At 62.5% G+C, this 26701-nt stretch carries 27 protein-coding genes and 1 riboswitch; of the genes, 12 read left to right on the top strand and 15 right to left on the bottom strand.

Annotated features, from left to right (window positions below; translation table 11 throughout):
• Positions 1 to 195 precede the first annotated feature (195 nt).
• The 6 genes from M2368_RS14690 to M2368_RS14715 form a co-directional block, all read right to left on the bottom strand.
• Positions 196 to 1479, bottom strand: a complete 1284-nt coding sequence (locus tag M2368_RS14690) for a uracil-xanthine permease family protein (protein ID WP_105658654.1) — start codon at positions 1477 to 1479, stop codon at positions 196 to 198.
• Between the two features lie 27 nt (positions 1480 to 1506).
• On the bottom strand, positions 1507 to 2931 hold the full coding sequence (gene thiD / locus M2368_RS14695; protein WP_105658653.1) for a bifunctional hydroxymethylpyrimidine kinase/phosphomethylpyrimidine kinase: 1425 nt from the start codon (positions 2929 to 2931) through the stop codon (positions 1507 to 1509).
• Positions 2928 to 3569: a thiamine phosphate synthase gene (gene thiE, locus M2368_RS14700; RefSeq protein WP_105658652.1), complete on the bottom strand. Its 642-nt coding sequence runs from the start codon at positions 3567 to 3569 to the stop codon at positions 2928 to 2930. Before thiE ends, thiD begins: the two co-directional genes overlap by 4 nt.
• The gene (gene thiM / locus M2368_RS14705; protein ID WP_105658651.1) at positions 3562 to 4356 is read right to left on the bottom strand and encodes a hydroxyethylthiazole kinase; all 795 of its coding nucleotides are present in this window, start codon (positions 4354 to 4356) and stop codon (positions 3562 to 3564) included. The genes thiE and thiM overlap by 8 nt, the downstream gene beginning before the upstream one ends.
• Positions 4346 to 4440: riboswitch (TPP riboswitch) on the bottom strand. Its footprint overlaps the gene before it by 11 nt.
• 34 nt (positions 4441 to 4474) lie before the next feature.
• Complete coding sequence (locus M2368_RS14710; protein ID WP_105658650.1) at positions 4475 to 4843, bottom strand: GntR family transcriptional regulator; 369 nt, start codon at positions 4841 to 4843, stop codon at positions 4475 to 4477.
• On the bottom strand, positions 4840 to 6177 hold the full coding sequence (locus M2368_RS14715; RefSeq protein WP_105658649.1) for a hypothetical protein: 1338 nt from the start codon (positions 6175 to 6177) through the stop codon (positions 4840 to 4842). Before M2368_RS14715 ends, M2368_RS14710 begins: the two co-directional genes overlap by 4 nt.
• Between M2368_RS14715 and M2368_RS14720 the strand changes: the two genes are divergently transcribed.
• From M2368_RS14720 to M2368_RS14730, 3 genes are all read left to right on the top strand, one after another.
• A complete protein-coding gene (locus M2368_RS14720) occupies positions 6164 to 6394 on the top strand; it encodes a hypothetical protein (protein WP_041648259.1) in 231 nt (76 codons plus the stop codon). The genes M2368_RS14715 and M2368_RS14720 overlap by 14 nt on opposite strands.
• A 64-nt stretch (positions 6395 to 6458) precedes the next feature.
• On the top strand, positions 6459 to 7892 hold the full coding sequence (locus M2368_RS14725; protein WP_105658648.1) for an aldehyde dehydrogenase family protein: 1434 nt from the start codon (positions 6459 to 6461) through the stop codon (positions 7890 to 7892).
• Between the two features lie 79 nt (positions 7893 to 7971).
• Positions 7972 to 9420, top strand: a complete 1449-nt coding sequence (locus tag M2368_RS14730; protein ID WP_105658647.1) for an amino acid permease — start codon at positions 7972 to 7974, stop codon at positions 9418 to 9420.
• On the opposite strand, the gene pgm is transcribed toward M2368_RS14730, so the two are convergent.
• Entirely contained in the window at positions 9417 to 11015 is a 1599-nt protein-coding gene (gene pgm, locus M2368_RS14735; protein WP_498724616.1) for a phosphoglucomutase (alpha-D-glucose-1,6-bisphosphate-dependent), read from the bottom strand. The two genes, M2368_RS14730 and pgm, sit on opposite strands and share 4 nt — an antisense overlap.
• Positions 11016 to 11071: 56 nt before the next feature.
• Between pgm and M2368_RS14740 the strand changes: the two genes are divergently transcribed.
• Positions 11072 to 11410: a DUF4190 domain-containing protein gene (locus tag M2368_RS14740; RefSeq protein WP_105658645.1), complete on the top strand. Its 339-nt coding sequence runs from the start codon at positions 11072 to 11074 to the stop codon at positions 11408 to 11410.
• Between the two features lie 63 nt (positions 11411 to 11473).
• Here the strand turns inward: M2368_RS14740 and M2368_RS14745 are convergent, their stop codons facing one another.
• Positions 11474 to 12931 carry a peptide MFS transporter gene (locus tag M2368_RS14745; RefSeq protein ID WP_105658644.1) on the bottom strand — a complete coding sequence of 486 codons (1458 nt, stop codon included), beginning with the start codon at positions 12929 to 12931 and terminating at the stop codon, positions 11474 to 11476.
• 52 nt (positions 12932 to 12983) lie between these two features.
• Entirely contained in the window at positions 12984 to 14330 is a 1347-nt protein-coding gene (locus M2368_RS14750; RefSeq protein ID WP_105658643.1) for an amidase, read from the bottom strand.
• Positions 14331 to 14397: 67 nt separating this feature from the next.
• Here M2368_RS14750 and M2368_RS14755 point away from each other — a divergent pair, with 67 nt between their 5' ends.
• A complete protein-coding gene (locus M2368_RS14755; protein WP_105658642.1) occupies positions 14398 to 14724 on the top strand; it encodes a rhodanese-like domain-containing protein in 327 nt (108 codons plus the stop codon).
• Complete coding sequence (gene pheA / locus M2368_RS14760) at positions 14721 to 15644, top strand: prephenate dehydratase (RefSeq protein ID WP_105658641.1); 924 nt, start codon at positions 14721 to 14723, stop codon at positions 15642 to 15644. Before M2368_RS14755 ends, pheA begins: the two co-directional genes overlap by 4 nt.
• Before the next feature lie 65 nt (positions 15645 to 15709).
• On the opposite strand, the gene M2368_RS14765 is transcribed toward pheA, so the two are convergent.
• A complete protein-coding gene (locus M2368_RS14765) occupies positions 15710 to 16756 on the bottom strand; it encodes a diacylglycerol/lipid kinase family protein (RefSeq protein ID WP_105658640.1) in 1047 nt (348 codons plus the stop codon).
• Positions 16757 to 16794: 38 nt separating this feature from the next.
• Between M2368_RS14765 and serS the strand changes: the two genes are divergently transcribed.
• On the top strand, positions 16795 to 18072 hold the full coding sequence (gene serS / locus M2368_RS14770; protein ID WP_105658639.1) for a serine--tRNA ligase: 1278 nt from the start codon (positions 16795 to 16797) through the stop codon (positions 18070 to 18072).
• Between the two features lie 124 nt (positions 18073 to 18196).
• Positions 18197 to 19027, top strand: coding sequence for an HAD family hydrolase (locus tag M2368_RS14775; RefSeq protein ID WP_498724617.1), 831 nt, complete (start codon positions 18197 to 18199; stop codon positions 19025 to 19027).
• A 9-nt stretch (positions 19028 to 19036) separates the two neighbouring features.
• Here M2368_RS14775 and M2368_RS14780 read toward each other — a convergent pair whose 3' ends face one another.
• The 4 genes from M2368_RS14780 to M2368_RS14795 form a co-directional block, all read right to left on the bottom strand.
• Positions 19037 to 19639, bottom strand: coding sequence for a hypothetical protein (locus M2368_RS14780; protein ID WP_332487014.1), 603 nt, complete (start codon positions 19637 to 19639; stop codon positions 19037 to 19039).
• A 112-nt stretch (positions 19640 to 19751) separates the two neighbouring features.
• On the bottom strand, positions 19752 to 20411 hold the full coding sequence (gene yczE / locus M2368_RS14785) for a membrane protein YczE (protein WP_105658636.1): 660 nt from the start codon (positions 20409 to 20411) through the stop codon (positions 19752 to 19754).
• A gap of 179 nt (positions 20412 to 20590) precedes the next feature.
• Positions 20591 to 20812, bottom strand: a complete 222-nt coding sequence (locus M2368_RS14790; RefSeq protein ID WP_498724618.1) for a hypothetical protein — start codon at positions 20810 to 20812, stop codon at positions 20591 to 20593.
• A gap of 9 nt (positions 20813 to 20821) precedes the next feature.
• Positions 20822 to 21445, bottom strand: coding sequence for a pyroglutamyl-peptidase I (locus M2368_RS14795; protein WP_498724619.1), 624 nt, complete (start codon positions 21443 to 21445; stop codon positions 20822 to 20824).
• Positions 21446 to 21528: 83 nt separating this feature from the next.
• On the opposite strand from M2368_RS14795, the gene M2368_RS14800 reads away from it, so the two are divergent.
• On the top strand, positions 21529 to 22737 hold the full coding sequence (locus tag M2368_RS14800; RefSeq protein ID WP_332487020.1) for a DNA recombination protein RmuC: 1209 nt from the start codon (positions 21529 to 21531) through the stop codon (positions 22735 to 22737).
• 101 nt (positions 22738 to 22838) lie between these two features.
• Here M2368_RS14800 and M2368_RS14805 read toward each other — a convergent pair whose 3' ends face one another.
• On the bottom strand, positions 22839 to 23318 hold the full coding sequence (locus M2368_RS14805) for an inorganic diphosphatase (RefSeq protein ID WP_105658632.1): 480 nt from the start codon (positions 23316 to 23318) through the stop codon (positions 22839 to 22841).
• 97 nt (positions 23319 to 23415) lie between these two features.
• Here M2368_RS14805 and dacB point away from each other — a divergent pair, with 97 nt between their 5' ends.
• The 3 genes from dacB to tilS are packed head-to-tail and all read left to right on the top strand — an operon-like array spanning position 23416 to position 26648.
• Positions 23416 to 24780 carry a D-alanyl-D-alanine carboxypeptidase/D-alanyl-D-alanine endopeptidase gene (gene dacB, locus M2368_RS14810; protein WP_332498966.1) on the top strand — a complete coding sequence of 455 codons (1365 nt, stop codon included), beginning with the start codon at positions 23416 to 23418 and terminating at the stop codon, positions 24778 to 24780.
• 18 nt (positions 24781 to 24798) lie between these two features.
• Positions 24799 to 25725: a zinc-dependent metalloprotease gene (locus M2368_RS14815; protein ID WP_105662169.1), complete on the top strand. Its 927-nt coding sequence runs from the start codon at positions 24799 to 24801 to the stop codon at positions 25723 to 25725.
• Positions 25722 to 26648, top strand: a complete 927-nt coding sequence (tilS, locus tag M2368_RS14820; protein ID WP_498724620.1) for a tRNA lysidine(34) synthetase TilS — start codon at positions 25722 to 25724, stop codon at positions 26646 to 26648. The genes M2368_RS14815 and tilS overlap by 4 nt, the downstream gene beginning before the upstream one ends.
• The last annotated feature ends 53 nt before the right edge of the window (positions 26649 to 26701 follow it).

Raw genomic sequence — 26701 nt, forward strand, 5'->3', positions numbered from 1 at the left:
TCGAGAGCCGCAGAATCCCGATTTCCCGATTTTTTATGGGAGATCGATCACAAATTGGAAGGAGTCCTTACTTCAAGACCGGGGGAGGCCCAGTGCGCGTCGCCGCTTCATGACTGGCCAGCTTCCGAATTCTTGGCAAAAAAGCAGGCCGGCATTGCGAGTTCTCGCGATGCCGGCCTGCGGGGAATTTATTTGCTAGCTATCCGCAGGCTTCTGCGAGTCCGCCAAATCGTTGCCGCGCATCTTGGCGACGATACTCATCAGGTGGAAGACCACCAAGGTGGCGATCGAGCCCAGGGCGATGCCGCCCAGCTGGAGCTGGCCGAAGGCGATTTCCTTGGTCACTGCAATGGCGATGATCAGGCCGGTGCCGGCGGTCATCAAGTTGATCGGGTTGCCGAAATCGACCTTCGCCTCGATCCACAGGCGCGCGCCGACGATGCCGATCATGCCGTAGAGCACGATGCCCAAGCCGCCAATCACGCCTTCTGGAATGGTGCCGATCAATGCGCCGAACTTCGGCAGGAAGGCCAGGGCCACGGCCACAATCGCAGCGATCCAATAGGCCGCGGTCGAGTACACGCGCGAAGCGGCCATCACGCCGATGTTCTCGGCATAGGTGGTCGTGGCCGAACCGCCGCCGAAACCGGCGAGCACGCTGGCAGCGCCATCGGCCATCAGCGCACGGCCGTTGAACTTCGACAGGTCGCGATTGGTCATCACGCCCACGGTGCGCACATGGCCGATGTTCTCGGCGATCAGCACGAACACCGCAGGCAGGAACATCAGCGCAGTGTCGAAGTGGAAGGTCGGGGTGTGGAATTCTGGCAGTCCGATCCACTCCGCGGCAGCAACCGCCTTGAAGCTCACCTGCCCCTGGGCCAGTGCAACAAGGTAGCCGCAAAGAAGTCCCATGAGGATCGACAGCCGGCCCAGCAGGCCCTTGAACGCAACGGTCGCGACCACGGTAAAGATCACCGTGAGGAAAGTGGTCAGCGGGAACTCGGTCATGGGAACCAGCGTTGCGCTGGCCAAATTCAGGCCGATGAGCGCCACGATGGTGCCCATGACCACCGGCGGCATCAGGGCGTGGATCCAGCCGGTGCCGGTCTTCTGCACGATCAGCCCGACAACGAACAGCAAGGCCCCGGTCATCACGATACCGCCCAGCGCGCCGGACATGCTGTGCGACTGGGTGGTCGAGAGCACCGGAGCAATCATCGCAAAGGACGAGCCGAGGTAGCTGGGCACCTTGTTCCTGGTCATCAGCAAGAAGATGACGGTGGCCAGGCCGGTGAAGAGCAAGGTCGTGGTGACCGGGAAGCCGGTGATGGTTGGCACCAGGATGCTGGCGCCGAACATCGCCAGGATGTGCTGGGCTCCGATGGAAACGGTCTGCGGCCAATGCAGCCGCTCATCCGGGGCAACTACCTCACCTGGGGTGATGGTCCTGCCGTTGCCGTGAATGCTCCAACTCATGATTCCTCTTCCCGGGCCCTGCGGGTTTTAGGCCGTAGAGAAGTCTACTCGGTTCTCGTGCGCCTGCGCGAAGAAAGAGCGCTCATGTTCCGCCGAGCGGATGAAAGCGGCCTCCATGCGGGCCCGCAGCTGCGGATCTGCCTGCTCGAACGCCTGGCGGACCATTTCGATGGCCTGCTCGGTGGCGGAATCGAATTCCTCGGATGCATAGGTTTCCAGCCATTGCCGATAAGGATGCTCGGCATGGTTGGCTGCCGACAACCGCTTGCCGATGTCCTGGTACAGCCAGTAGCAAGGCAGGATCGCGGCAATCAGCTCCCCGTAGCTCTCCTGGCTGGCGGCCAGGTGGTTGGTGTAGTTCAGCGTGGTGGCGCTGGGCGTATCAGCGAACTCGTCCAGGTAGCTGCCGTGCAGCTGCAGCTCGCCATCGAGGATGCCGTTGGCGCCACGCGACCAGAAACGCTGGGCACCGAGATCCGGCGCCATCGAGCTGGCCAGCGAAAGCACCTTGGCATAGCGCAGCAGATACAGCGCATCCTGGGCGATGTAGTAGTGGAAGTCATCCCGGTCCAAGGTGCCCTCGGATAGCCGGGTGATGAAATCCAGCTGGTCGATTTCCTCGCGGATCGGCTGGATCTTCTGCCACCAGTCGCCCATGGGATCTGCCGTGCCGAAGAAGTCGATGAAGTGGTTGACCGGGCCGTGGCCGCTGCCCACCTGCAATTGGTCGGCCGCTGCGATGGCCTTGGAGAGGTAGGACTTGGACTGCTCCAACGCGGCGATCCAATCTCCAGTGGCAGCGAAGCGGGTAGCCAGAGTGCTGGAAAGGGTGCAGCCGGTGCCGTGGGTGTTCCTGGTGGCATGGCGCGGGCCGTGCAGCTCCAGTTGCACCCCGCCCGCCGACACCAGGGCATCGGGGCAATCTGCCCCGGCCAGGTGCCCGCCCTTGGCCAGCACCAGCGTGTCGTGCTTGGCAGCCAGCCGCTGGGCCTGGCGCAGGGCTTCGTCCCAGAAAGGGGCCACAGGCTCGCGCAGCAAGCTGGCCAGCTCCAGCAGGTTCGGGGTAATCACCGTGGCGCGATCCAGCAGCGAATCAAGGGCGGATTCGTCGTCGAGCAGGCGATCCCCGCTGGTCGCCACCATGACCGGGTCCAGCACGACGGGGGCGTCAACAGTTTCCAGCCAGCGGGTGACTGCGCGGATCACCTCGGCGTTGGCCAGCATCCCGATCTTGATCGCATCGATGCGGATATCTGTGCTCACGGCTTCGAGTTGCGCGAGGACGAAATCGCCACTGATCGCCTGAACTCCGGATACCCCATGGGTGTTTTGCACAGTCAAAGCGGTGATCACGCACATTCCGTAGCCGCCGTTGGCGGCAATGGCCTTCAGATCCGCTTGGATTCCGGCGCCGCCGGAAGGATCGGAGCCTGCGATGGATAGGATGTTCATTTCGAGGCCTCCCAGGCTGCGACCAGCTGCGCGCTGGCAAGTTGCGGATCTTCGGCGTTGCAGATGGCGCGGACCACGGCCAGGCCTGCGCCGCCGCCGGCGCGGATCGCGGCGGCATCGTCTTGGGTAATTGCGCCGATCGCTACGCAGGGCAGCTTGGCCAAGGCAGCGGCTCGCGCAAAGCCGTCCAGCCCCAGGGGAACAGGATGGTCTTTTTTCGTCGGAGTGGCGCGGATGGCTCCTACACCGAGGTAGTCGATCACCGAGGCGTCCTTGTTCGCCTGGGCCAATTGCTCATCGCTGGAAGCACTCAAGCCGATGATGCCCTCGCCAATGATCTGGCGAGCCAGCTGTACCGGCACATCTTTTTGCCCGATATGGATGCCGTTCACTGCTGCGCCAGCAGCCCGTGCCGCGAGGTAGACGTCAATGCGGTCATTGATCAGCAACTGGGCTTTGCCCTCGGTGAGCTTGGCAGCCGCGCAGGCCAGCTCGAAGAATTCCCGGGCGCTTTCATCCTTGGCGCGCAGCTGGATCCACCCGATCCCTCCGGCGACGGCGCCCTCGATAACTTCCAGGGTGCTGCGTGGGGTGCAGCTGGCAGTGTTGGCTACTAGATAAGCGCCGTAATTATGCATGGTTCAATTCCTCGTACTTCAAAGTTTTCAGTTCCCCGGGATCGGCAGCCGACAGCGCATCAAGGAAGGCAACTGCGAAGCTGCCCGGACCGGAGCTGCCAGCCAGGGCCTTTTCCGCGGCCAGGCCATAGAAACCGTGGGCTGCGATGGTGGCCTCGAACGGGTCATCGTGGACCGCAACCATTCCGGCGCAGACCGCGCCCAAGGCGCAGCCGCCACCTGTCATCTGGGTCAAGCCAATTCCGTTGGTTTGCACCAAGACGGTACGCGTGGCGTCGATGATGGCGTCAGCCTGGCCGGAAATGGCCACTACGCAGTCGTTTTCCGTGGCCAGTTCGCGTCCCGCCGCCAAGGCGGCAGAAACCTCATCCAAGGCATCGACACCGCGCGAAGCAGATTGCCGGCCGGCCAGGGCCAGGATTTCCGAGGCGTTGCCGCGAATCAGGGTCGGGCGTTGCCGGACAATGCGCCGGGCAAACTCCGTGCGCACCGGAAGCGCTCCCACTGCCACTGGATCCAGGACCCAGGGGGTGCCTGCAGCGCTCGCCGACTGCACAGCTTCTTCCATGGCGGTCAGCTGTTCAGTGCTTGGAGTTCCCAAATTCACCAATACGGCTGAAGCTGCCTGTGCGAATGGGCCGGCCTCTCCGGGCAGATCCGTCATGGCCGGGGAAGCCCCGGATGCCAGCAGGACATTGGCGGTGAAATTGGATACGACGGTATTGGTCAGGCAAAAAACCAAAGGTGATTGTTGCCGGTATTTTTGGGCAACTGCATGCAAAGCCATGCGACATCCCTCCGCTAGCGTGAACTAGATCAGGTTCTACGGGTCTTATCTCAGTCGGTTGATCCGACACCCCGTGTCACTGCCATAGAGCGTACGCACAACCGGTTCCGAGGACAAGTTACTTACGCTCGCGCCGCGCCACCAAGGCCTTGAGCGTGGCCGCATCCACCTTCTGCGCGGCCGCCAACGCCCAGAGGTGATCCACGGCGGCCAGGAGATCTTCACTGGTATCCACCGGCTGCGGCCGCTCGTTGACCACTGTGCCGGCACGGCGCCGGGAGGTGATCAGCTCTTCGGCTTCCAGCTCCTTGTAGGCGCGCGCCACTGTACCGGCAGCGACGCCGAGGTCCGTGGCCAGCGCACGCACAGTAGGCAGCTTGCTCCCCGAGGGCAGATCTCCCAAGGAGATCAGTGAAGCAATCTGCGAGCGGATCTGCTCATAGGGCGGGGTAGCTGCTTGGAGGTCAACACTGATCTGCGTGCTCATGAAGTAGCTGCCGGCTGATGTTCCCGCACGAAGGCGCTACCGGGGCGCTCTAGGAAAATGACTGCTGGGACAACGAAGATGAGCAATGCAAAGAGTCCCAGCCCGGCCGGGAATCCGTAGCCAATGAGCAGCATGGCTACCACTGCACTGGTGTTAACACGCATTGAACGCAGTTCCAGGACCTTGCGGTACCAGATTTCTTCGGCCGACGAGACAGCCCAGGGAATAATTGCCCGGCGGGAGAACCAGACGAATCCAAGATGGGTTGCCAGCAACAGCAGGATCAAGCCTGCAACCATTGTCTTGCCTGGAGGCACGAAGCCCCACAAATAGTCCAGCGGCGGATCGAGCAGAAAATAGGTGCTGGTGGCAAACAGCAAGCCAGCGGCGATGTAGGACCACAAGGGCAGGGGCGCGTGGTACTTGGGTGCTGCAGACGCCTGCCGGGCCACCGTGCTGACGTAGCTGAGATAAAGCGCATTGAGAACGGCATAGCTCAAAGCCGCACCGGCAAAGATCATTAAGATCCACGTAGTTCGCTCATTGGTAGGCATCTGGAGCTCGTCATCCAGTGGCAAGAATGACCAGCCGATTGCAACGCTGAGCAAGGTGAGTGCTGCAGTGACGTATTGCAAGGTGAATAGTTGATCACGCAAACGCGAGAAGGCGGTCCGTTCCCTGGTGGTGGATTGAGCTGAGAATGTAGAGCGCGGTCCCCAGAAGAGCAACGTGAGGGCTACCGCAAGGGCGCCATAGCTAACGAACTCGTACTGTCCATCCGGCGAATTAGCCTGCGAGTAATTGACCACCGACACGGTGAAGGCCAGCAAGACGATGCCGATATTGCGCATCAAGCGGTTGAGCCAGACCGTGCGCAACGCTTGGTTGTCTTCGACCGAGATGCCGGCCAAGGCAGGTTTTTTCAGGATAACTACGGTAATCACAGCCGCGGCCACGATGATCCCTGCCAGGGCCACGATGAATACCGGGAGCATCTGTGTGCCCGGCAACCGCCCATCATACGGACCCTCCGACGTGTATGAATAGATGCCGTCAAAATCAAAGGTCGTGAATTCCGAGGCCGGAACGCCAACGAGCCCTTCGACTTTGGACGCCGGCCACAGGGAGCCGACCGCGATCAGCAGCAAAAGCCCAACGAAAGCCCCTAGGGCCTTGGGAAACGGAGTTGTCAGGCTGCGGGCCTCTAATGAAGCGGTGCGCACTGGCTGGAGTTCCTTGGGCCAAGTGAACAAGCCGATGAGGTAAACCAGAAGAACCCAGATCCCCGGAGTGAGTGCTTCAGCGAGAGCCGAACCTGAATTGGGCTCGGTCATTGAAACGCGCCAGGTCTCAGACAAATCCCATGAGGTTGAAGCAAAGAATGCGATCAATGCGCACCAGAACGAGTGGGATCGGGCCCGGTCGATAGCTGGTGTTCCACGCCTGTGCGCCACCGAACGCAACCAAACGCAGATGATTGCGGCAACGAAAGCGATGGATATGGCGCTCGCCGAGAACTGGTTCATGGAAATCAATGTATCAACTATTTGATACATATTGAATCCTCTGGCGAATTAAACGATGAAAAATAGTCCCAGTGACGTACGCTCAAATCATGGGTCTGTTTACTTCCACTCCGTTGCCCGAACCGGTCGGTGATTCCGCACCTCCGGTGGACGAGCATCCATCGCGCATAGCAACAGTTCTGAGTCATTTGCGGCGTTCTGCGGACACGCGGATCACGCATCCGCGACGCTTCCGCCTTCAGCAGCTCAAGGCACTGGAGAAGATGCTGGAAGAGCATCTGGAAGACTTCGTCCAGGCCTTGGCCGAGGACTTGGGCAAGAGTGCCACCGAAGCCAAATTCTCCGAAATCGACGTGGTGCGCGCGGAAATAGATTTCGCCCAGCGCCACCTCGTTGAGTGGATGGATTCCACCAGTGTCAAGGTTCCGCTGGCCTTGCAGCCAGCCATGGCCAAGGTCGAGCCGCGCCCGCTGGGGGTCGTGCTGATTATCGGAGCCTGGAACTATCCGGTTCAGCTGGTGCTCGCACCGCTGGTCGCGGCCATTGCTGCCGGCAACGCTGCGGTCATCAAGCCATCCGAGCTGGCTCCTGCGACCTCAGGCGCCTTGGCCAAGTTCCTCCCGGTCTACCTCGACGAACGGGTTTACGCGGTAGTTGAAGGCGGCGTGGATACCTCCACCGAGTTGCTTGCCGCCCGCTGGGACCACATTTTCTACACCGGCGGCGAACGCGTGGCCAAGATCGTGGCTGCCGCGGCCGCGAAGCATCTGACGCCTACCACCTTGGAATTGGGCGGAAAATCGCCGGCCGTGGTGGAGAACGATTCGTTGGCTTCCGCGAAGCGCTTGGCTTACGCCAAGTTCATGAATGCCGGCCAGACCTGCGTGGCGCCGGATTACGTATTGAGCGTGGGCGACTCGTCTGAGCTCATCAGGCGCCTGGGCCAGGCCATCACCAGCTTCTACGGCAAGGAACCGCTGACCCATCCGGACTTTGGCCGCATCGTCAGCCGCAAGCACTTTGAGCGGCTGCTGTCGATGTTCGAGCAAGGCGAGGTGGTTTTCGGCGGCGAGTACGACGAGGATACCTTGCGCATAGCGCCGAGCATCATGCGCAATGTGGACCTCGAGGGAAGTTTGATGACCGAAGAGATTTTCGGTCCGATCCTGCCGGTGATCGAAGTGGAAACCTTCGAGGAAGCCCTCGAATTCATTGCCCGGCGGCCGTCGCCGCTGGCCGCTTACCTGATGAGCGAAAGCCCGCGCCTGCAGTCGATTTTCTCTGATCGGGTGCGAGCCGGCTCCATTGTGCATAATGCTCCGTTGGCCCAGATGATCGTTCCAACCCTGCCTTTCGGCGGTGTGGGACCGAGCGGAATGGGGGCCTACCACGGCAAGCACGGGTTCGAACGGCTTTCGCAGATGCGCTCGGAATTCAACAAAACAACCGTCGTTGATACCTTGAGCGCAATATATCCTCCATATTCATGGGCCAAGCGAAAGATTATTGATCGCTTACTGTAGCGCGGTTCATAGCTTTATGGCTTGTCAGGGTGCTTGGATTGATAGGTTGGAAATTTTCAAGCATCAGGAGATGTAACGCATGACTGAGCCCGCACCGTCCCAGGACGGTCTGAAGCGTGGCCTCAAAGCTCGCCATATGCAGATGATTGCCATTGGCGGCTCGATTGGTACCGGACTATTCGTCGCGTCCGGCGGCACCATTGCCCAAGCTGGCCCCGGTGGCTCGCTGGTGGCCTACGCGCTGATCGGCATGATGGTGCTGCTCTTGATGCAGTCGTTGGGAGAAATGAGCGCCCGGCTTCCGGTCGCCGGCTCCTTCCAGACTTACGCAACGGTCTTCGTGAACCGCCACTTCGGCTTCGCGATCGGCTGGAACTACTGGTTCAACTGGGCCATTACCGTGGCTGCCGAACTGGTGGCAGCTGGCATCATCATGTCCTACTGGTTCCCTGATGCCCCGGGATGGATCTGGGCGGCCATCTTCCTGGTGCTGCTCACCGGATTGAATGCGCTGTCCGCCAAGGCCTTTGGCGAGGGCGAATACTGGTTGGCCGCGATCAAGGTCATCACCGTGGTGGTCTTCTTGATCTGCGGTGTCGCGATGATCTTCGGCATCCTGGGCGACTCCACCCCTGGCTTCAGCAATTGGACCGATGGCGAAGCGCCATTTGTTGGCGGCTGGCTGTCCATCGTCTCGGTCTTCATGATCGCCGGTTTCTCCTTCCAGGGAACCGAACTGATCGGCGTGGCCGCCGGTGAAGCCGAGAACCCCCAGCGCGACATCCCACGCGCCATCAAGGCGATCTTCTGGCGCATCATGCTCTTCTACATCGGCGCGATCTTCGTCATTGGCATGCTGATCCCGTATATGGATCCATCCCTGCTCTCTTCCGAGGCATCGGATATCACCACCTCGCCATTCACCCTGGTCTTCGAACGTGCGGGCGTAGCCTTCGCCGCGGCACTGATGAATGCGGTGATCCTGTCGGCTATCCTCTCCGCAGGCAACTCCGGCCTATATGCCTCTGCGCGCATGCTTTATTCGATGGCGTTGGACGGCAAGGCTCCAAAGATCTTCGCCCGCTTGAACAAGCGCGGCGTTCCCATGCCGGCAATGCTGCTAACCGCCTCGGTAGGCCTTTTCGGCTTCCTGACCGCGATTGTCGGCCAGGGTTCGGCATATACCTGGTTGCTGAACGTTTCGGGTCTCTCCGGCTTCATTGCCTGGGTGGGTATCGCAGTGTGCCACTACAAATTCCGCAAGGCATATATTGCCAGCGGGCAGGATCTCGCGAACCTGCCGTACAAGGCGCCACTGTTCCCGTTGGGACCGATCCTGGCTTTCGTGATCCTGATCGTGGTGATCGTCGGCCAGAACTACCAGGCGATCGTGGATGGAAACTTGCTGCAGATGGCTTCGAGCTACATTGGCCTGCCGATCTTCCTGCTGCTCTGGCTGGGCCACTGGCTGGCTACCCGCAAGCAGCCAGCCGTGGCCATCGATCCATGGACCGCAAAGCTGCACTAGCCAGCTAGCGCAGCATCAACAATCACCCGAGCTTCAGCCAGCACCTGCTGCAGATGCTCGGGTGATTTTGTTGATTCTGCATAGATCTTGTAGATGTCTTCTGTGCCCGATGGGCGCGCGGCAAACCATGCGTGCTCGCTGGAAACCTTCAAGCCGCCAATGGGGAAGCCGGCCGCTTGCGTGGCCTTGGCGGTAATCGGATCCGATGCCAGTTCGGTAGCGGTGACCATCGATGGGTCCAGCTTGCCCAGTACGGCCTTCTGCTCGCGGTTTGCGGGCGCGTCAAAGCGGTCGTAGAAGCTGGGGCCGTGGCGCTCTACCAGTTCGGCATGCAGCTGGCTGGGGCTCTTGCCGGTTACTGCGCGGATCTCGCTGGCCAGCAGGGCCAGCATCAGGCCGTCCTTGTCGGTGCTGAACGCCTTGCCGGAGAAGTCCAAGAAGCTCGCCCCGGCCGATTCCTCGCCGCAAAAAGCGACCCTGCCGGAAGCCAGCGGTTCAACGAAGTACTTGAAGCCCACCGGTACCTCGCGCAGGGTCCGGCTGTGGGAAGCCACCACCTTGTCGATGAGCACCGAGGAGACCAGGGTCTTGCCGATCTGGGCATCACCTGGCCACTGCGGACGGTGGGTGAGCAGGTAGTCGATGGCCACGGCCAGGAAGTGGTTCGGATTCATCAGGCCGGCATCCGGGGTGACAATGCCGTGGCGGTCAGCATCGGCATCGTTGCCGGTCGCGATGTCGTACTTCTCGCGATTGGCCACGAGGGAGGCCATTGCATGGGCGGAGGAGCAATCCATGCGGATCTTCCCGTCCTTGTCCAAGGTCATGAAGCCGAAGCGCGGATCCACGGACTCGTTGACCACTTCGAGGTTCAGGCCGTATCGGCGGCCGATTTCGCCCCAGTAGTGCACCGAAGCCCCGCCCAGCGGATCTGCGCCAATGGAAATGCCGGACTCGGCGATGGCCTTGAAGTCGATGACTTCAGCCAAATTGGCGATGTACAGTTCGCGGAAGTCGAAGGGCCGGGCATTCGGCTCGCCGCGCTTGACCGCTCCGCTGGCCAGCAATTCGTTGGCCCGTGCAGCGATGGGTCCGGTGATTCCGGATTCTGCCGGTCCGCCATGCGGCGGGTTGTACTTGATGCCGCCGTCGGTTGGCGGGTTGTGCGATGGGGTGATGATCAGGCCATCGGCCTGTTCGCCGCCGCTAGCGTTATGTACCAGGATTGCGTGGCTGACCGCTGGAGTGGGAGTCAGTCCGTCATCGGCGAGCACGGTGACGCCGTTGCCTGCCAAAACTTCAAGGGCGGTGCGGTATGCGGGCGCGGAGAGTGCGTGGCTGTCCTTGCCCACGTACATCGGGCCGGTGATCCCCGCACCGTTGCGGTAGTCGACCACGGCCTGGGTGATCGCAGCGATATGCGTTTCATTGAAAGTGGTGTTCAGGGAGCTTCCGCGATGTCCCGAGGTGCCGAAAACGACGGCCTGGTCGGGGTTGCCGCTGGAAGGAACCAGGGTGCTGTAGGCATCGAGTACCTCCTGCAAATTGATCAGGTCTGATTTTTGGGCTGGCTGGCCAGCTCGGAGGTGTGCCACAGATTGCCTTTCAGATTGATGCGCTTATCGCAGTTTCGTAGAAGAATGGTAGGCAAATGAGCTACTACCAGTATCCGCAGAACCCCTACCAACGACCGCCTGAATCCGCCGGCCTCTCGGTGGCTTCCCTGGTGCTTGGCATCTTGTCGTTGCTAGGCTTCACTGTCATTATCCTTGTTCCGCTGGCCGGAGTCATTACCGGGCACCTGGCCTACCGGCGTGAACCCAGCTCCCGGGGCCTGAGCCTGGCCGGGCTAATTACCTCATGGATTGGATTGGCACTAGCCATAGTCATTTATGCGGTAGCCATCTGGTTCTTCTGGGCATTGTCAACCGGGTTCGGCTACGACTCGTATTACGACAACGTGACCTTCTCACAAGGGCTTCTTCGATAATCCCCGGGCATGAAAAAAGCGGTTGGTTCAAATGAACCAACCGCTTTTCGCATGCTCGAACGCCTAGAGGATCGGGCCCATCAGCTTCTTCAAGGCCGGGGTAGCTGCCATCATGGCAATACCCAGGACAACAGCGGTGCCGCCCATGGCGATGAAGTACGGGATCTCGTTGCCCTCGGTGTAGTAGCCGGCCAGCACACCCGACAGGGTGGTGCCCAGCGAAACCGACAGGAAGAACAAGGCGATCATCTGGGTGCCGAAGGCGGCCGGAGCCAGCTTGGTGGCAATTGCCTGGCCCACTGGCGAGAGCAGCAGCTCGGCAAAGGTGCACAGCAGCAGGATGCCGACCAGCGCCAGCAGCGGGGTCTTCACGAAGGATTCCAGCGGGATGAACAGCAAGAAGGCCGCACCCACAACCACCAGTGCCAGGCCGAACTTCATTGAAGTGCGTGGCTGGCGCTTGCCCAGTTTGGTCCACAATGCGGCGAAGATACCGGCGAAGATGATGATGAAGACCGGGTTGATCGAGGTAACCCAGCTCGGTGGCATTTCCCAGCTGCCCAGGTGGCGGTCCAGGCGCTGATCCGAGTAAGCGGCAATGAAGGTGAACTGCTGCTGGAACAGGGCCCAGAAGGCAGCCGAACCGATGTAGAACGGAATGAATGCCCAGACTTGCTTGCGCTCGGTGGCGTCAACCTTCTTGCTGCGCAGGATCAACGCGAAGTAGATGATCGAAGCGGCGATCACCACGTAGGCGATGGTGCTTGCCAAATTCTCCGGAGTCACGATCTTGGATGCGAAAGCGGCAATGATCAGAACGATCACGGCAGCGAAGATGACCACATAGCGGTTGCGCTCAGAGGCAGGCAGCGGGTTGCTTGGGATGCGGCCGGAGTCCGGCAGCTTCTTGCGTCCAAGGGCATAGATCCCCAGGCCGATAGCCATGCCGACCGCGGCAGCGGCGAAGCCGATGTGGAAGCCGTACTGGACCTGCAGCCAACCGGTGAGCAGTGGGCCGAGCAGCCCGCCGATGTTCACGCCCATGTAGAACAGGGAGAAGCCGGCATCGATGCGCGGATCTTCCTTGGAGTACAGGGAGCCCACCAGGGCTACAGCGTTGGCCTTCAGGCCGCCGGAACCGACGGCAACGAAGATCAGGCCGATAACCAGTCCGGCATAGCCGGGCAGGAGCGCCAGGCCAATATGGCCGATCATGATCGCGATAGCCGAGAAGAACAGGACGCGTTCCGAGCCGAACAGGCGGTCGGAGAGCCACGCGCCCAGGATGGTGGACAGGTAGACAGCGCCGCCGTAGGCGCCGACCAGCGACAGAGCCAGACCCTGGTCCATGCCCAGGCCGCCGTCGGTGACCGAGTAGTACATGTAGTAAGCCAGCAAGCCCTGCATGCCGTAGAAGGAGAATCGTTCCCACATTTCCACGCTGAAGAGGCTTGCGAGCGCACCGGGGTGACCGAAGAAGGTCTTTCCGGAAGCTTTGGTGCTCGTTGTTGCAGTAGACATACGTAATATTTTTCGCCCTTGCCCACCCGAGTACCTACTTATATGGGAAAGGTCACACCTGCATCTGGGCTGCCAGCGCGAGCAGCAGTCCTTCGTCCGAGCGCGGGGAAATCAGCTGAATACTCATTGGTAACCCCTCGTTGGAGTGGCCTACCGGAACGGTGATGGCCGCTACTGAGGCGACGTTCACCATGGAAGTGTAGGGGGTGTACTGGCACTGCAACATATAATCCACATCGGCTGTGGATTGTGTATAGTGCCCGATCTTCGGCGGGATCGAGGCCATGGCAGGGGTGGCCACGACATCGTAGGCGGACCATTGGCGCACGAAGTCGGCCGCAATCTGCTTCAACCTCGAACCTGCCTGCAGGCTCTGTTCCAGCGAGCGGTCGGCGGCACGTCGGCGGAAATCCCTTGCCAAATCGCCGAGCAGCGAATCATCCGCGACCGGAACGTCCTTCAGCCCATTGGTCCACACCGCCGCGAAGGTTTCCGGATAGTCCGTGGCGTAGTGCAGGTTGGCCGGCTGGACGCGATGCCGTTCTCCAAGGCGTTCAAGGCCCTGGGCAAATGAAGCCCGGGCTTCTTGCGCCAGGGTAATTTCATAGACCGGTTCAAACGGGGAATGGATGCTGTACCCAATCTTCAGCCCGTCCAGGCGCTGGGGGTAGCTTCCCTGCAGCAACGGCAGATAGTGGTCCTTGCCGCGCATGGCGTCAAGCAGCAAAGCCGCATCCAAGGCATCATGGGCCAACGGTCCGCTAACCGCTAGCTTCGGTGCGCCCATGGGATCGGTGTAGCCATCAAGGATGTCGCTGGGAACGCGGCCCAAAGAAGGCTTCAGGCCTACCAGCCCGCAGGCGGCCGCGGGGATGCGAACCGAACCGCCGCCATCAGAGCCCGGACCCAACGGAATCATGCCGGCGGCAATCGCCGCGGCCTGCCCGCCAGAGGAACCGCCCGACGAGCGCGTGGGATCAAAGGGATTGCGTGATGGGGGCGCCACGAGGTTCTCTGAATAGCTGCTCAGCCCGAATTCCGGAACCTGCGTCTTGCCCAGGACCACCACGCCCTCGGCGCGCAGCCTGGCCACCAAGGAGTGATCACGTTCAGCGACCATCGCAGGCATCGCCGCAGTGCCATAGGTGGTAGGCATCCCGGCCACGTCATTGAGGTCCTTGAACGCGGTGGGGAGCCCATGCAGGCGGCCAATGTCGCCACGGGCATGCGCCTGGTCCGCCGCTGCCGCGGCCTCCATCGCATTTTCTGCCACGTGGACGAAAGCACCTAGGTCCGCCTGCTCTTCGATGCGCTTGAGGTAGTGCTCGGTGACCTCGCGGCTTGAACGCTCGCCGCGGGCCAGCTCGTCTCGCAATTTCAGGGCGCTTGAGGGAAACATGTCGGCTTTCGACGCAGGAAATGACTAGTCTTATAAGCAAACACCCTATGTGAGAGGAATGCTAGCCGTGAGCGATTTTGAGACTGTTTCGGTCAATGATGTCCCGAAGGATGCCTTCATCCTTGACGTGCGCGAAGACTTCGAATGGGAAGCCGGCCGTGCTGCCGGAGCAACCCATATTCCCCTTGGCTCCTTGCCAGAGAAGATTTCCGAGCTTGACCCGGATGTAGACACCTACGTCATCTGCCGTACCGGTGGCCGTTCGGCCCAGGCCGCATCGTGGCTCACCGTGATGGGCTACACCGCCTTCAACGTCGCCGGCGGTTCCGATGCGTGGATCGAAGCGGGCTTGCCAATGGAAGCGGATAACGGCCAGGAGCCAACCGTACGATGAACTATGCCTATCTGGGACCTGCTGGCACTTTCACCGAGTCGGCCCTGCTGCAGGTTCCCGGGGCTGCCGAGGCGCAGCGGATCGCGGCCTCCAACGTCAACGTGGCGCTGACCATGGTGCGCGAGGGGACCGCGGACGCGGCGATGGTCCCGATCGAGAACTCGGTAGAAGGCGGCGTTTCGGCCACCTTGGACGCCATTGCGCAGGGCGAAGCCCTGCAGATTGTTTCCGAAATCCTGGTTCCGATCACTTTCGTGCTGGCGGTACGCCCCGGCATCGACTCGCTGGAGCAGATAAGGCAGATCTCCACCCACGGGCATGCCTGGGCGCAGTGCCGCTTATGGGCCGAAGCGAATATTCCCGGGGCCGCATTCACCCCGGCTTCTTCCACGGCAGCCGGCGCCCTGGCTCTCGAAGAGGACGAACCGCCGCATGATGCGGCGATCTGCTCTCCGCTGGTAGCCCAGGAGCGCGGCCTGAAGGTGCTGGCCAGCGGGGTCGAGGACAATATCGGCGCGGTGACCCGCTTCATCCTCGTGACTCGTCCGGGAAGGATTCCGCAGCCTACCGGCGTGGACAAGTCAACGCTGATCCTGCCGCTGCCCGAGGACCGTCCCGGTGCGCTGATGGAAATTCTCGAGCAATTCACCGCCCGCGGCGTGAACCTCTCGCGCATCGAATCGCGTCCTACAGGCAAGAGCCTGGGCGAGTACTTCTTCTCCGTCGATATCGAAGGCCACGTGGCCGAGGAACGCGTTGCCGCCGCCTTGTCGGGGCTGCACCGGCTGTCCCCGCACCTGCGCTTCCTCGGTTCCTACCCAGCCGCCCAAGGCCTGGAGCCGGCCGTGGATACCCATAATTCAGATGCGGCATTCAGTGAAGCCCGTGCCTGGGTGCAGTCGCTGCGCGACCGGCTTTAAGCAGGCAGCGCGAAGGCCCGGCCTAGCTCCCCGCAAGGGGAAATCGGCCGGGCCTTCGGCATGCGCTACGGGGTGCGCAGGCGCAGGGCGCTCGGGTTCACGGACACCTGCAGTTCGTTGACCTGGCCGGTGGGGTCCCCGTCGATCTGGGTATTCATCGGCTCATCGCAACGCAGCGATACGCCAGAGGTCTGGTAGAAGCTCATCACCGGAATCTTGTTCTTGGCGCGGAATGCGGTCTTGAGCAGGATCCAGGTCCAGCCGGCGGCCGAGCGGGGAGAAAGGATCACTGCGTCGAGCACGCCGTCGTCGATCTTGGCGTCGGGCACGAAATCCAGGCCCTGCAGCTTTCCGCAGTTGGCGAAGAGCACCGAACGGACCTTGCGGGTCTGCCAGCTCTCGTCGCCCGAGAGCTTGAAGCTGACCTTCTTGCGCTGGCCCGGCAACTGGCGCAAGCCGGCTTCCGAGTAGGCCAGCCAGCCAACCTTGGATTTCAGCTCTTCGTTGGTGTCGTCAAACAGGTCGGCGTCGGTGCCCACGCCGGCGATGACCAGGAAAGCATGATCCGCCTCCTTGCCGTCCAGCAGCTGCAGCTTCATGTGCCCGACGTCGATCCGGCGAACCATCCCGCGCACTGCCACCAGCGCCGCGGTGTGCAGGTCATCGAGCGGAATATCCACATTGCGGGCCAGCAGGTTGCCAGTGCCCAGCGGCAGGATTCCCAGGGATGCGCCGGTGCCTTCGAGCACTTCCGCGACGGCGCGGATGGTTCCGTCGCCACCTGCGGCAATAATTGTGTCGCATTGCGCATCGAGTGCTTCACGGGCTGCATCCTGGCCGGCGTTGTCCTTGGTCGTTTCAAGGACCAGCGGTGCTTCCAGGCCCGCTTCAGCGCAGACGCGGACCACGGCTTCCCTTGCTTCGTCAGCACCTGACTTGGAAGGATTGATGACCAGGGCCACCTTGGTAGCCGCTGCCTGTTCAGCCGCTTCGGGCTGCTTGATCAGCGGTTTGCTGTAGTTCGAAAGCTTGCGCACCGAATACCAACTGGTCGCCGCGGCGGCAGCTGCAGCAGCCACGGCAGAGAAAACGATCACACGATTTGTCTGCATAATGCTCTCATCGTACTCATGATTGCTACCCTTAACATGTGATCGACCTGAAAATGCTCACCGAAAATCCGGATTTGTACCGTGCCTCGCAACGCGCGCGCGGTGCCGACGAGTCGTTAATTGACCAGCTGCTGGCAGCTGACACGGCACGTCGTGAAACCATCGCCACCTACGAGCGCCTGCGTGCCGAGCAGAATGCGTTCTCCAAGAAGGTCGGCAAGGCCAAGGGCGACGAGCGCGCCGCCCTGCTTGCCGAGGTCAAGGAGCTCGCTGCCGCGGTGAAGTCCGCCCAGGCCGAGTCCGACGCGGCCTCCGCCAAGTGCACCGCACTGCAGCGTTCCATCCCCAACCTGATCATCGACGGCATCCCGGCCGGCGGCGAGGATGACTTCACCGTCGTCAAGCACGTGGGCACCGCCCGCGACTTCAAGGCCGAGGGCTTCGAGCCGCTGGACCACCTGCAGATCGCCGAGAAGCTGGACGCCATCGACATGGAACGCGGCGCCAAGGTTTCCGGCTCGCGCTTCTACTTCCTCAAGGGCATCGGCGCCCGGCTGGAAATCGCGATGATGAACATGGCCTTGGATGTGGCCATGGCGCACGACTTCATCCCGATGATCACCCCGACCCTGGTCCGCCCCGAAACCATGCAGGGCACCGGCTTCGATGTCGAGCACGACGACGAGATCTACAAGCTCGAGCGCGACAACATGTACCTGGTCGGCACCTCGGAGGTGGCCCTGGCCGGCTACCACGCGGACGAGATCATGGATCTGGCCGACGGCCCGATCCGCTACGCCGGCTGGTCCTCCTGCTACCGCCGCGAGGCTGGTTCGGCCGGCAAGGACACCCGCGGCATCATCCGCGTGCACCAGTTCAACAAGCTGGAGATGTTCGTCTACGCCAGCGTCGAGGACGCCGAAGCAGAGCACCAGAAGCTGCTGGCCATGGAAGAGGACATGCTCGGGCGCATGGAACTTCCCTACCGCGTGATCGACACCGCCGCCGGGGATTTGGGCATGAGCGCCGCGCGCAAGTTCGACTGCGAAGCCTGGGTTCCTACCCAGGGCACCTTCCGCGAACTGACCTCGACCTCGAACTGCACCACCTTCCAGGCCCGCCGCCTGAATATCCGCGAACGCGAGATCATCGACGGCAAGGCCGGCAAGACCCGTTCGGTGGCGACGCTGAACGGCACCCTGGCGACCACCCGCTGGCTCGTGGCGATTCTGGAAAACCACCAGAACCCGGACGGTTCGGTCAACGTGCCCAAGGCGCTGCAGCCTTACCTTGGCGGACTCGAAGTACTCAAGTAGCCAATGACCGGCCATTTGCCGGCTGCCCCTCGCGGGCAGCCGGCAAATGCTTTTAACCGGTTGTTCACTTGGCGCTGTGCCTTGGGTCATCGCCAAAAACCCGCGGTGGTGGTTAACTTGAGCCATGACTGTTATGACTAAGCTCGGCAACGATGACCGGCTGACCAAGCAAAAATTGATGATTTGCCTTGACGTGGATGGCACCATCGTCAACCACCAGGGGGAAATGAGCCAGCGCGTGCGCGATGCCGCGCGGGCTGTAGTGGCCCAGGGCCATGAGGTAATCATCTCCACCGGCCGCTCCTTGGGTGCGGCCCTGCCCATCATGGCGGAACTGGGCATCGACCATGGCCATGTCGTGGTCAGCAACGGCGGCGTGCTCGCAAAGGTGTGCCAGGATGAAGTCGAGATCCTGCACCGCGAGATCTTCGATCCGTCGACAGCGCTCAAGGCGCTGCGCGACCAGCTTCCCAAAGCCAAGTACGCCTTGGAAAACGAGCGCGGCGAATTCCTTTCCAGCGAAACCTTCGGCGACATGAGCTTTGGCGCCGAGAGCAAGGTCGTTGATTTCGGCGAGCTGGTCAACAGCAAGGCCGTGCGCGTGGTGGTTTTCTCCACCGACAACACCGCCGAGGAATTCGGGCATGCCGTGCAGAGCCTGGGGCTCTCCGGGGTGACCTACTCGGTGGGCTGGACCGCTTGGCTGGATATTGCCGCCGAGGGTACCACCAAGGCCAGCGGCCTGGAGCGGCTGCGGGCGATCCTGAAGTTCGATTCGAAGGACTCGCTGGCAGTAGGCGATGGCCGCAATGACGTCGAAATGCTGCAGTGGGCCGGACATGGCGTGGCCATGGGCCAAGCGCCGGATGAGGTCAAGACAGCGGCCGACGCCGTGACTGAAGGCGTTGACCAGGATGGCCTGGCCATCGTCCTGGAAGGGCTGCTGGGCAGCTAGCACCAGGGTCTAGAGCTGGTCGGTGTGTTCCAGCAGCCGGGCGATCGCTGCCCGCGCGCCCAGCTCGTCGTTGTAGCCCGAACGCACGATCGCTGCAGATACTGCCTGGGGAGTGATTCCCAGGATCCCGGCGACCGCTTTTTGCTGCCCGCGCACACCGGGAGTCAGCAGGTCAACGACGGACCATTCGGCCTCGGTGCGGGTGCGGATCCACTGTCCGAGCATGCGCAGCAGGCCCTCAAGCTCGCCGTCCATCTCGTCATTGCCCGAGGAAACGCAGATCGGGACCCTTTCGCCGCGGTGGCTGGCCGCCTCCAGCGCGCCGAGCGCGCGCCGCGCCGCCCTGCCCTCGACCAGGTCGGCCTCTGCGGGCACCGGCTCGTACAGGCTGCCGATGCCCAGCCCGATATTGCAGAAGTTCAGCCGTGCCACGCGCAGCAGCGCGTCGACGGCGGCATCGGGGTCACTGGGCACTCCGAGCAGCAGCTGCCCGCTGAGCGCGGTGAACGGCGCGTGGGTGTCGACTTGTTCCAGCTGGTGCCAGAGCTGCTCGCTGGCGGCGGCAACATCGGTGACCGAGCGGGGCCGGGGGCTGAGCGCAACGACAAACATGATTCAAGTATTGCGTGTGCAACCGGGTTTGTCGCGCACTGTGCGGCACTTGGCGGCTAACGGTGCTGCTCCAGCCTGATGCTGGTCCGCCGGCTGGCGGGATCAGGAGGAACTAGGACAGGGTGCTGCTGGGCGCGCCCTGCTGGGCGGGCAGCGCAACGGTCGTGTACTTGAAGAAGAACTGCGTAGCGGGGCCAATCAGCAGCGCATAAGCCACCGTGCCCACGCCCACCGGACCGCCGAGCAACCAGCCGATCCCCAGCACGCACACCTCGATAATGGTGCGCAGCAGGCGGATCGATTTGCCGGTGCGCAAATGCAGCCCGGTCATCAGGCCGTCGCGCGGGCCGGGGCCGAAATGGCAGCCGATGTACAGGGCGCCGCCAAGGCCATTGACGGCGATGGCGCCAACCAGGGTCAGGATCTGCCAGCCCAACCCGTGGACATCAGGGATGAGCCAGAGAAAGAAGTCCAGGCCAAGCCCGATGAGCAGCACATTGGCGACGGTGCCCAATCCTGGCCACTGCTTGAGCGGAATCCACGCCAGCAGCACCACGACGCCGACGATGATCACTATCGTTCCCAGCGACAGCGGAATGTAGTTGGCCAGGCCCAGGTGAAGCACATCCCACGGATCCACGCCGAGCTGGGCGCGGATCAGCAGTGCCATGGCCAGCGCAAAAAGCATGAGGCCGATGAACAGATTTGCAAGACGCAGGGGGAGCTTTCCGGCACGCAGCTGATCGAGCGGAGTGAGATTATGCAGGGTCATGATGCTTCAAGGCTAGCCCTGCGCTGAACCCCGGCAGTAATCCCGCAAGTATCAGATGGTCACATTCCTAGTCCCAGTCCAGCCATGGTGCAGCGAGCCCCGAGACAACCAGGGCGAAAGCTCCGATGAAAAGAAAGCCGATGGCAAGCGAAAAAAGAACCATCCAGCGGGTGGGACTGCTATTCAATATCGGATCCAGGCTTTCGTTTCATCATGATCCCGGTCAAGCGGGCCACCGAGTAGACGGCGCCAAACAGGGGAATAGGCATGGCTAGGGCCAGCGGTATGGCGGTGCGCACACAGCGTTCGCGGAGGAACTGCACCAGCACAAAGAGCGTGCCCAGCGCCCACAGCACCAGAATGCCAACTTCCAGGCCGTCCAGTGCCATTACCGCTTCCATGAAAGCAGTCTATCCACCGGGGGCGAGGCTTCCCAGTATCGCAATGCCCAGGGCCGGCGATAGCTGGCTCAGGTCCCCGGGCCGAGGTTGGCTGGCCGATGCGTCGGTTTCAGCACCAACCGTGGCTTGAACCCCTGGCGGGCGCAGTGCGGGAACATGGATGAACAATGCCGGGACCGGTTGGGAATACGCCAAATACGCAATGTGGTTGCACACGAAACGCCCGGCATCCTCGGAGACCCTTGCCTCATGGCCTGCGGCGAGCAGGGCGCGGACGGCCGCTGCTGGATCAAGTGTGGCATCCAAGCGTCCCGGCGCATTCGCCTTGATGGCCGCTGACCGTGGCTGGGCGCCATCATTGTCGGGGATGCGGGCATCATCTTCGTTAAAAGCCCATCGCTCCGGCGTGATTGCATTCCGGCCGCCGGCTTCGCCGACGCAAATCAGCGCATCGGGCTGGTGCTTCGCCAAGAGCGATTCGAGTGCTTTGCCGGAGGCCGCGAAGGACACCGGAAGCATGGCGGTGAGGACCTGATGCTCGCCCAGCTGCCTGGGAAGGCTGGAAACGGCTTCCTGGCTGGCATTGAATTCGTCGTTGCCGAACGGCTCGAAACCGGTGACCAAAATATGCATGGACCCATTATGGACCCAAACTGTCGGTGTCCGCTGATAGGACTGAGGCAATGGTCCGCTCGACAGTTCTTGGTTAGGTGCTCATGGTAATCGCGGTTTTTGTACTCGTCATCCTGAATATTCTGGCAACGGCATGTATTGCCTTGCTGCTGGTGCGCAGGACATCCGGCTCTGATGGCACCCAGATCCAGGACTCGGTACGTGCTGCTAATGCGGAGCTCCGGCAGGAACTGGGGACCCAGCGCACCGAACTGCGCCAGGGGATGGGCGAAGTGCGTACCGAGATCGACGCCAAGCTGACCGCGATGGCAGAAGCCAATGCGAACCGCCATCTGCAGGTCCAGGGGCTGCTCCAGCAGGAAATGGAGAAACTGCGCTCGGGCAATGAAGCCAAACTCGAGAAGATGCGCGAGACGGTGGACGAGAAGCTCCAGGGGACCTTGGAGAAGCGGCTGGGCGAATCCTTTGAACTGGTCAGCAAGCGGCTGGAAATGGTGCAGAAGGGGCTGGGGGAAATGCAGAGCCTGGCCCAGGATGTCGGCGGGCTGAAACGCGTGCTCACCAACGTGAAGAGCCGTGGTGCATGGGGCGAAGTGCAGCTTTCGCGCCAGCTGGAAGACATCCTCACCGCAGAGCAGTACGAGCAGAACGTGGCGGTCGTGCCCGGCAGCCGCGAGGTCGTGGAGTTCGCGGTGATCCTGCCCGGGCGGGATGCCGGAACGATCTATCTGCCAATCGACTCCAAGCTGCCGCAAGAGGACTACGAGCGCCTGCTCGATGCCCAGGAGCACGGAGACAAGGCCGTCATCGCCGCTGCGGGCAAGGCGCTGGACCGGGCGATCCTTGAGCAGGCCAAGCTGATCTCCAGCAAGTACATCGCCCCGCCTTACAGCACCGACTTCGCCATCATGTACCTGCCCACCGAGGGGCTGTTCGCCGAGGTTGTGCGCAGCCCGGGGCTGGCCAGCAAGCTGCAGGCCGAGCACCGGGTGCTGGTCACGGGGCCGACCACCCTGATGAGCCTGCTGAACTCCTTGCAAATGGGTTTCCGGACACTGGCCATTGAGAAGCGCAGCAGCGAGGTATGGCAGGTGCTCTCGGCGGCCAAGGAAGAGTTCCGCAAGTACGGAGATGTCTGGGACAAGCTGGGTAAGCAGCTGGCCACAGCGCAGAACACGGTGCGCGATGCCGGTACCCGGACCCGTGCGGTGGAGCGGAAACTCAAGGACGTGCAGACCCTGGAAGTTTCCGCGCAGGAAGATGTGCTCAGCGGAATGCTGCCTGAAGCCTAGCGCCGGGCAGGTCCGGGTCTCCGGCAGTGAACCGGCAGCAAAAGCAATGGCGGCGACCCCCGATTCGGGGGTCGCCGCCATGTTCGGCTTGAGCCTAGTGGCTAGGCCTTGAAACGCTCGATGGAGCGAGCCAGCTCGGCTTCGGCAGCCTCGCGGCCTTCCCAACCCTCGGCCTTGACCCACTTGCCTGGTTCCAGGTCCTTGTAGCGGGTGAAGAAGTGCTCGATCTCCTTGATCAGCCATTCGTCGATGTCTTCAAGTTCCTTGATGTGGTCAAAGCGCTTGTCGGCAGGAACGCACAGCAGCTTGGCATCGCCACCGCCATCGTCGGTCATGTTGAATACGCCAATTGGGCGTGCTTCGACAACAACACCTGGGATCAGGTCAACACCCGGGATGAAGACCATGGCGTCCAATGGATCGCCATCTTCGCCCAGAGTATCGTCGAAGTAGCCGTAGTGGGTTGGGTACTGCATCGAGGTGAACAGCACGCGATCCAGGCGCAGGCGGTGGGTCTCGTGGTCGATCTCGTACTTGACGCGCGATCCGGTGGGGATCTCGATGGTCACGTCGTGGCTCATGAAAAGCACACTCCTAAACTAGTCTTAGGGATATCCGCTAATAAGGGTATCGCCCCATTGCGCCTGATGGATAAAACTGCGAGAGGAATGTAACCATATGAACACTGCCGCCCGACGCGCTATTACGCTGGGGGTGGCGATTGTTGCCATGGTTGCAGTGATTGCCGCGATGCTGCTGGCCCCGCGATTCTTCACCGGAGAGCCCGAGGCTTTCTACACCCCGGCCAGCGCGCAGCTGGCCGATAAATCCCCAGTCGCCGTGCGGGACCTGGACCCCAACGCCGCGCAACCGGACCCCGGGATCCTCGCCGCGAAGCTGGATGGCATCCTGGCGGACAAGCCCGACCGGACGTCCTTCAACGCCCAGGTGGTCGACGTGGCCACGGGCACAGTCCTGTATGACAGGAACTCCGAAATAAATGGCACCCCGGCCTCCAGCCTGAAGGTAGTCACCGCCATCGCGGCCCTCGATGCCCTCGGCGGCGACACCCAGCTGTCCACCAGCGTGCTGCTCGATGGCGGCACATTGATCCTGCGCGGCGGGGGAGATGTGCTGCTGGGCGACGGGGAATCGGACCCGGCGCACCCCAAGGGCTATGCAGGACTGGCAACCCTGGCCAAGCAGACCGCCGAAGAACTTGAAAAGCGCGGCATCAGCGAGGTCAAGCTGTGGCTGGACGACTCGCTGTTCGGCGATGCGCACAGCAACCCCGCCTGGGACAAGTCGCTGTTCACCTCCAATAACATTGGCCAGGTCTACCCGATTGCGCACTACGCCGGGCGTGCCGGGGAAAGCACCAGCACCGCCTACCAGTCCGACCCGGCCGCGCAGGTCCGCAAGGTCTTCGCCCAAGCCCTGGGCGAGCAGGTCAAGGTGGATGAGGGTGGCCGCGGCCCCTATGCGGGGGGCGAGCAGATCACCGAGGTGAAGTCGGCACCGCTGCGCGATGTCATCAAGCACATGCTGCTGGTTTCGGATAACTACATTGCCGAATCCATGGGCCGCCTGGTGGCGCTGGACCGCCAGATGCCCGGGGAGCAGGCAGGGGCCGCCGTCGCTGCTGTGGCCCAGGCCCATGGGGCTGCTGGCCACACGCTCGTGGACACCAGCGGCCTGGCTGCCAGGAACCGGATTTCGCCCGCGGCGCTGACCGCGGTACTGCGCTCGGCCGCCACCAGCAAGAAGCCGGAATTGCGCGAGGTCGTCTACTCGCTGCCGGTCGCCGGCTACAACGGCACCTTGATGAACCGCCTGGGCGGTGCCGGAACACTTGGCCTGGTCCGCGCCAAGACCGGCTCGCTGACCGGCGTGGCCACGCTGACGGGCATGGCCATGACCGAAGACGGGCGCCTGCTCGCCTTCTCGATCTATGCCGATCAGCCCAACGGAACACTCGCACCCCACAAGCCAACCATTGACTCTGCTGTCACCGCCATCCGTGGCTGTGGCTGCCGGAGCTGAACGCCGCAGGAGCAGCAAATGAACCAGTTCGTCGATTGGAAGCTGGCGGCCAAGGCCGCGAAAACCCTGATGCCCGCCGGGCCGGGGATCCAGGCCCAGGATGCCGCGCGGATCATCGAGGAACTGCGCATCGCCGCCGGCGAAGGCCTGGTGGAGGCCGAGAAGGTTTCCAAGCTGGCTGCTTCCGCGCCCTCGCAGACCCTGGTGGTGGACCGGTCCGGCTGGGCCAAGGCCGTCAGCCAGAATTTCGCGGCCCTGCTCCCGGCAGCGCGCCAGGACGTCCCCGGGGTGGTCCCCTTGATTGCCGGCGCAGAACTTGGCGCGGTGCTCTCGGTGCTGGGCACCCGGGTGCTGGGCCAGTTCGACCCGTTCGTCGGCCCGCGCCTGCTGCTCAACGCCCCGACCATCACCCAGATCCGCGGCGAGCTGAATGTGAACGCCCGCGACTTCTACCTGTGGATCGCCACCCACGAGCAGACCCACCGCCTGCAATTCGAGCACGCTGCCTGGATTCCCGGGGTCATGAAGCAGACCCTGGCCGAGGCTTTCGAGCCGCTGGCCGGCACCACCCACTCCATGGGCGAACTGGGTGAACGCCTGAAGTCCATGAAGTCCGAGGTCAGCGAACTGACCAGCATCATGTCGGTGCTCGAAGGCCACGCCATGGTCGTGATGAACGATGTCACCTCGATCCGCAGCATCAAGACCATCCGCCGCCGCTTCGAAGCCCGTGGCGAGAACCGTTCGGCCCTGGCGATCTTGCTGGGCAAGCTGCTGGGATTGGATGCCAAGGCGCTGCAGTACAAACGCGGGGCAAAATTCGTGCGGCATATCGTCGACGCGATCGGCTACGAGGGCTTCAACGAAATCTTCACCGCCCGCGAGATGTTCCCGAGCGCCGGGGAACTCGATGACCCGGAACGCTGGCTGGCCCGCACCCGATGAGCCGCGCCCTTCACCTTGCCCGCGCCGCCATCAGTGCCAGCAGCGCGCCCGGGCTGAACCTGATCGGGGTTTCCGGCGGTGCCGACTCGCTAGCCCTGGCCATTGCCGCGGCGACGCTGCCCGCTTCCTTCGGCGCCGTGGTTATCGATCACGGCCTGCAGCCCGGCAGCGCCCAGGCGGCCGAACGAGCCGCCGGGCAATGCCGCGAGCTGGGATTGGACCCGGTGGCGGTGCTCCAGGTCGAGACCTCGGATGACGAGGCTTCGGCCCGCACGGCCAGGTACCAGGCCTTTGAAGCAGCCCTGCAGCAGTTCAACGCGCAGGCATTGATGCTCGCCCACACCCGCGACGACCAGGCCGAGCAGGTGCTGCTGGGGCTGCTGCGCGGATCGGGAACCCGCTCGCTGGCCGGCATCCCTGCCCGGCGCGGAGCCTACCGGCGCCCCCTGCTGGAACTGTCCCGGGCGCAAACCGAGGAAATCTGCCGGCAGGCGGGGCTTGGCTACTGGGAAGATCCGAGCAACGCGGACACCGGGTACAAGCGCAACCTCATCCGCCATAGGATCCTGCCCCTCTTGCGCGAGGACCTTGGCGAGCATGTTCCCGAAGCACTGGCGCGCACCGCCAGCCTGGCCGCCGCCGACGCCCAAGCCCTCGACGAATGGGCCCAAGCGGCCAAGGACGAGCACGGGTTGGCGATCCCGGACCTGGCCAAGCTGCCGGTGGCCATCAGCTCGCGAGTATTACGCCTGGCCGCCATGGAAGCCGGGGCCAGGAATGTGGGCCATGAGCGAACGGCGGCGCTGTGCGCGCTGGCCGGGCTCGGCGTCCCCAAGTCCAAATCAGCTGGTCCTGTGCAGCTGGATGGCAGGATCAGCGCCTTCCGGCGGCAATCGGTGATCGTTTTCACCACAACCGGCTAAACAACCTTCCGCTAAATGTGGCACTCTAGGTAAGTACCACACCTCTAGAATCA

It is taken from the genome of Arthrobacter sp. JUb119, from assembly GCF_024807995.1.
Classification (GTDB): Bacteria; Actinomycetota; Actinomycetes; order Actinomycetales; family Micrococcaceae; genus Glutamicibacter.

What these genes read in the sequence shown, in the direction of transcription:
- M2368_RS14690 (WP_105658654.1), bottom strand. Translation starts at nt 1,479, where the DNA reads ATGAGTTGGAGCATTCACGGCAACGGCAGGACCATCACCCCAGGTGAG.
- thiD (WP_105658653.1), bottom strand. Translation starts at nt 2,931, where the DNA reads ATGAACATCCTATCCATCGCAGGCTCCGATCCTTCCGGCGGCGCCGGA.
- thiE (WP_105658652.1), bottom strand. Translation starts at nt 3,569, where the DNA reads ATGCATAATTACGGCGCTTATCTAGTAGCCAACACTGCCAGCTGCACC.
- thiM (WP_105658651.1), bottom strand. Translation starts at nt 4,356, where the DNA reads ATGGCTTTGCATGCAGTTGCCCAAAAATACCGGCAACAATCACCTTTG.
- M2368_RS14710 (WP_105658650.1), bottom strand. Translation starts at nt 4,843, where the DNA reads ATGAGCACGCAGATCAGTGTTGACCTCCAAGCAGCTACCCCGCCCTAT.
- M2368_RS14715 (WP_105658649.1), bottom strand. Translation starts at nt 6,177, where the DNA reads ATGACCGAGCCCAATTCAGGTTCGGCTCTCGCTGAAGCACTCACTCCG.
- M2368_RS14725 (WP_105658648.1), top strand. Translation starts at nt 6,459, where the DNA reads ATGGGTCTGTTTACTTCCACTCCGTTGCCCGAACCGGTCGGTGATTCC.
- M2368_RS14730 (WP_105658647.1), top strand. Translation starts at nt 7,972, where the DNA reads ATGACTGAGCCCGCACCGTCCCAGGACGGTCTGAAGCGTGGCCTCAAA.
- M2368_RS14740 (WP_105658645.1), top strand. Translation starts at nt 11,072, where the DNA reads ATGAGCTACTACCAGTATCCGCAGAACCCCTACCAACGACCGCCTGAA.
- M2368_RS14745 (WP_105658644.1), bottom strand. Translation starts at nt 12,931, where the DNA reads ATGTCTACTGCAACAACGAGCACCAAAGCTTCCGGAAAGACCTTCTTC.
- M2368_RS14750 (WP_105658643.1), bottom strand. Translation starts at nt 14,330, where the DNA reads ATGTTTCCCTCAAGCGCCCTGAAATTGCGAGACGAGCTGGCCCGCGGC.
- pheA (WP_105658641.1), top strand. Translation starts at nt 14,721, where the DNA reads ATGAACTATGCCTATCTGGGACCTGCTGGCACTTTCACCGAGTCGGCC.
- M2368_RS14765 (WP_105658640.1), bottom strand. Translation starts at nt 16,756, where the DNA reads ATGCAGACAAATCGTGTGATCGTTTTCTCTGCCGTGGCTGCTGCAGCT.
- M2368_RS14775 (WP_498724617.1), top strand. Translation starts at nt 18,197, where the DNA reads ATGACTGTTATGACTAAGCTCGGCAACGATGACCGGCTGACCAAGCAA.
- M2368_RS14780 (WP_332487014.1), bottom strand. Translation starts at nt 19,639, where the DNA reads ATGTTTGTCGTTGCGCTCAGCCCCCGGCCCCGCTCGGTCACCGATGTT.
- yczE (WP_105658636.1), bottom strand. Translation starts at nt 20,411, where the DNA reads ATGACCCTGCATAATCTCACTCCGCTCGATCAGCTGCGTGCCGGAAAG.
- M2368_RS14790 (WP_498724618.1), bottom strand. Translation starts at nt 20,812, where the DNA reads ATGGAAGCGGTAATGGCACTGGACGGCCTGGAAGTTGGCATTCTGGTG.
- M2368_RS14795 (WP_498724619.1), bottom strand. Translation starts at nt 21,445, where the DNA reads ATGCATATTTTGGTCACCGGTTTCGAGCCGTTCGGCAACGACGAATTC.
- M2368_RS14800 (WP_332487020.1), top strand. Translation starts at nt 21,529, where the DNA reads ATGGTAATCGCGGTTTTTGTACTCGTCATCCTGAATATTCTGGCAACG.
- M2368_RS14805 (WP_105658632.1), bottom strand. Translation starts at nt 23,318, where the DNA reads ATGAGCCACGACGTGACCATCGAGATCCCCACCGGATCGCGCGTCAAG.
- dacB (WP_332498966.1), top strand. Translation starts at nt 23,416, where the DNA reads ATGAACACTGCCGCCCGACGCGCTATTACGCTGGGGGTGGCGATTGTT.
- M2368_RS14815 (WP_105662169.1), top strand. Translation starts at nt 24,799, where the DNA reads ATGAACCAGTTCGTCGATTGGAAGCTGGCGGCCAAGGCCGCGAAAACC.
- tilS (WP_498724620.1), top strand. Translation starts at nt 25,722, where the DNA reads ATGAGCCGCGCCCTTCACCTTGCCCGCGCCGCCATCAGTGCCAGCAGC.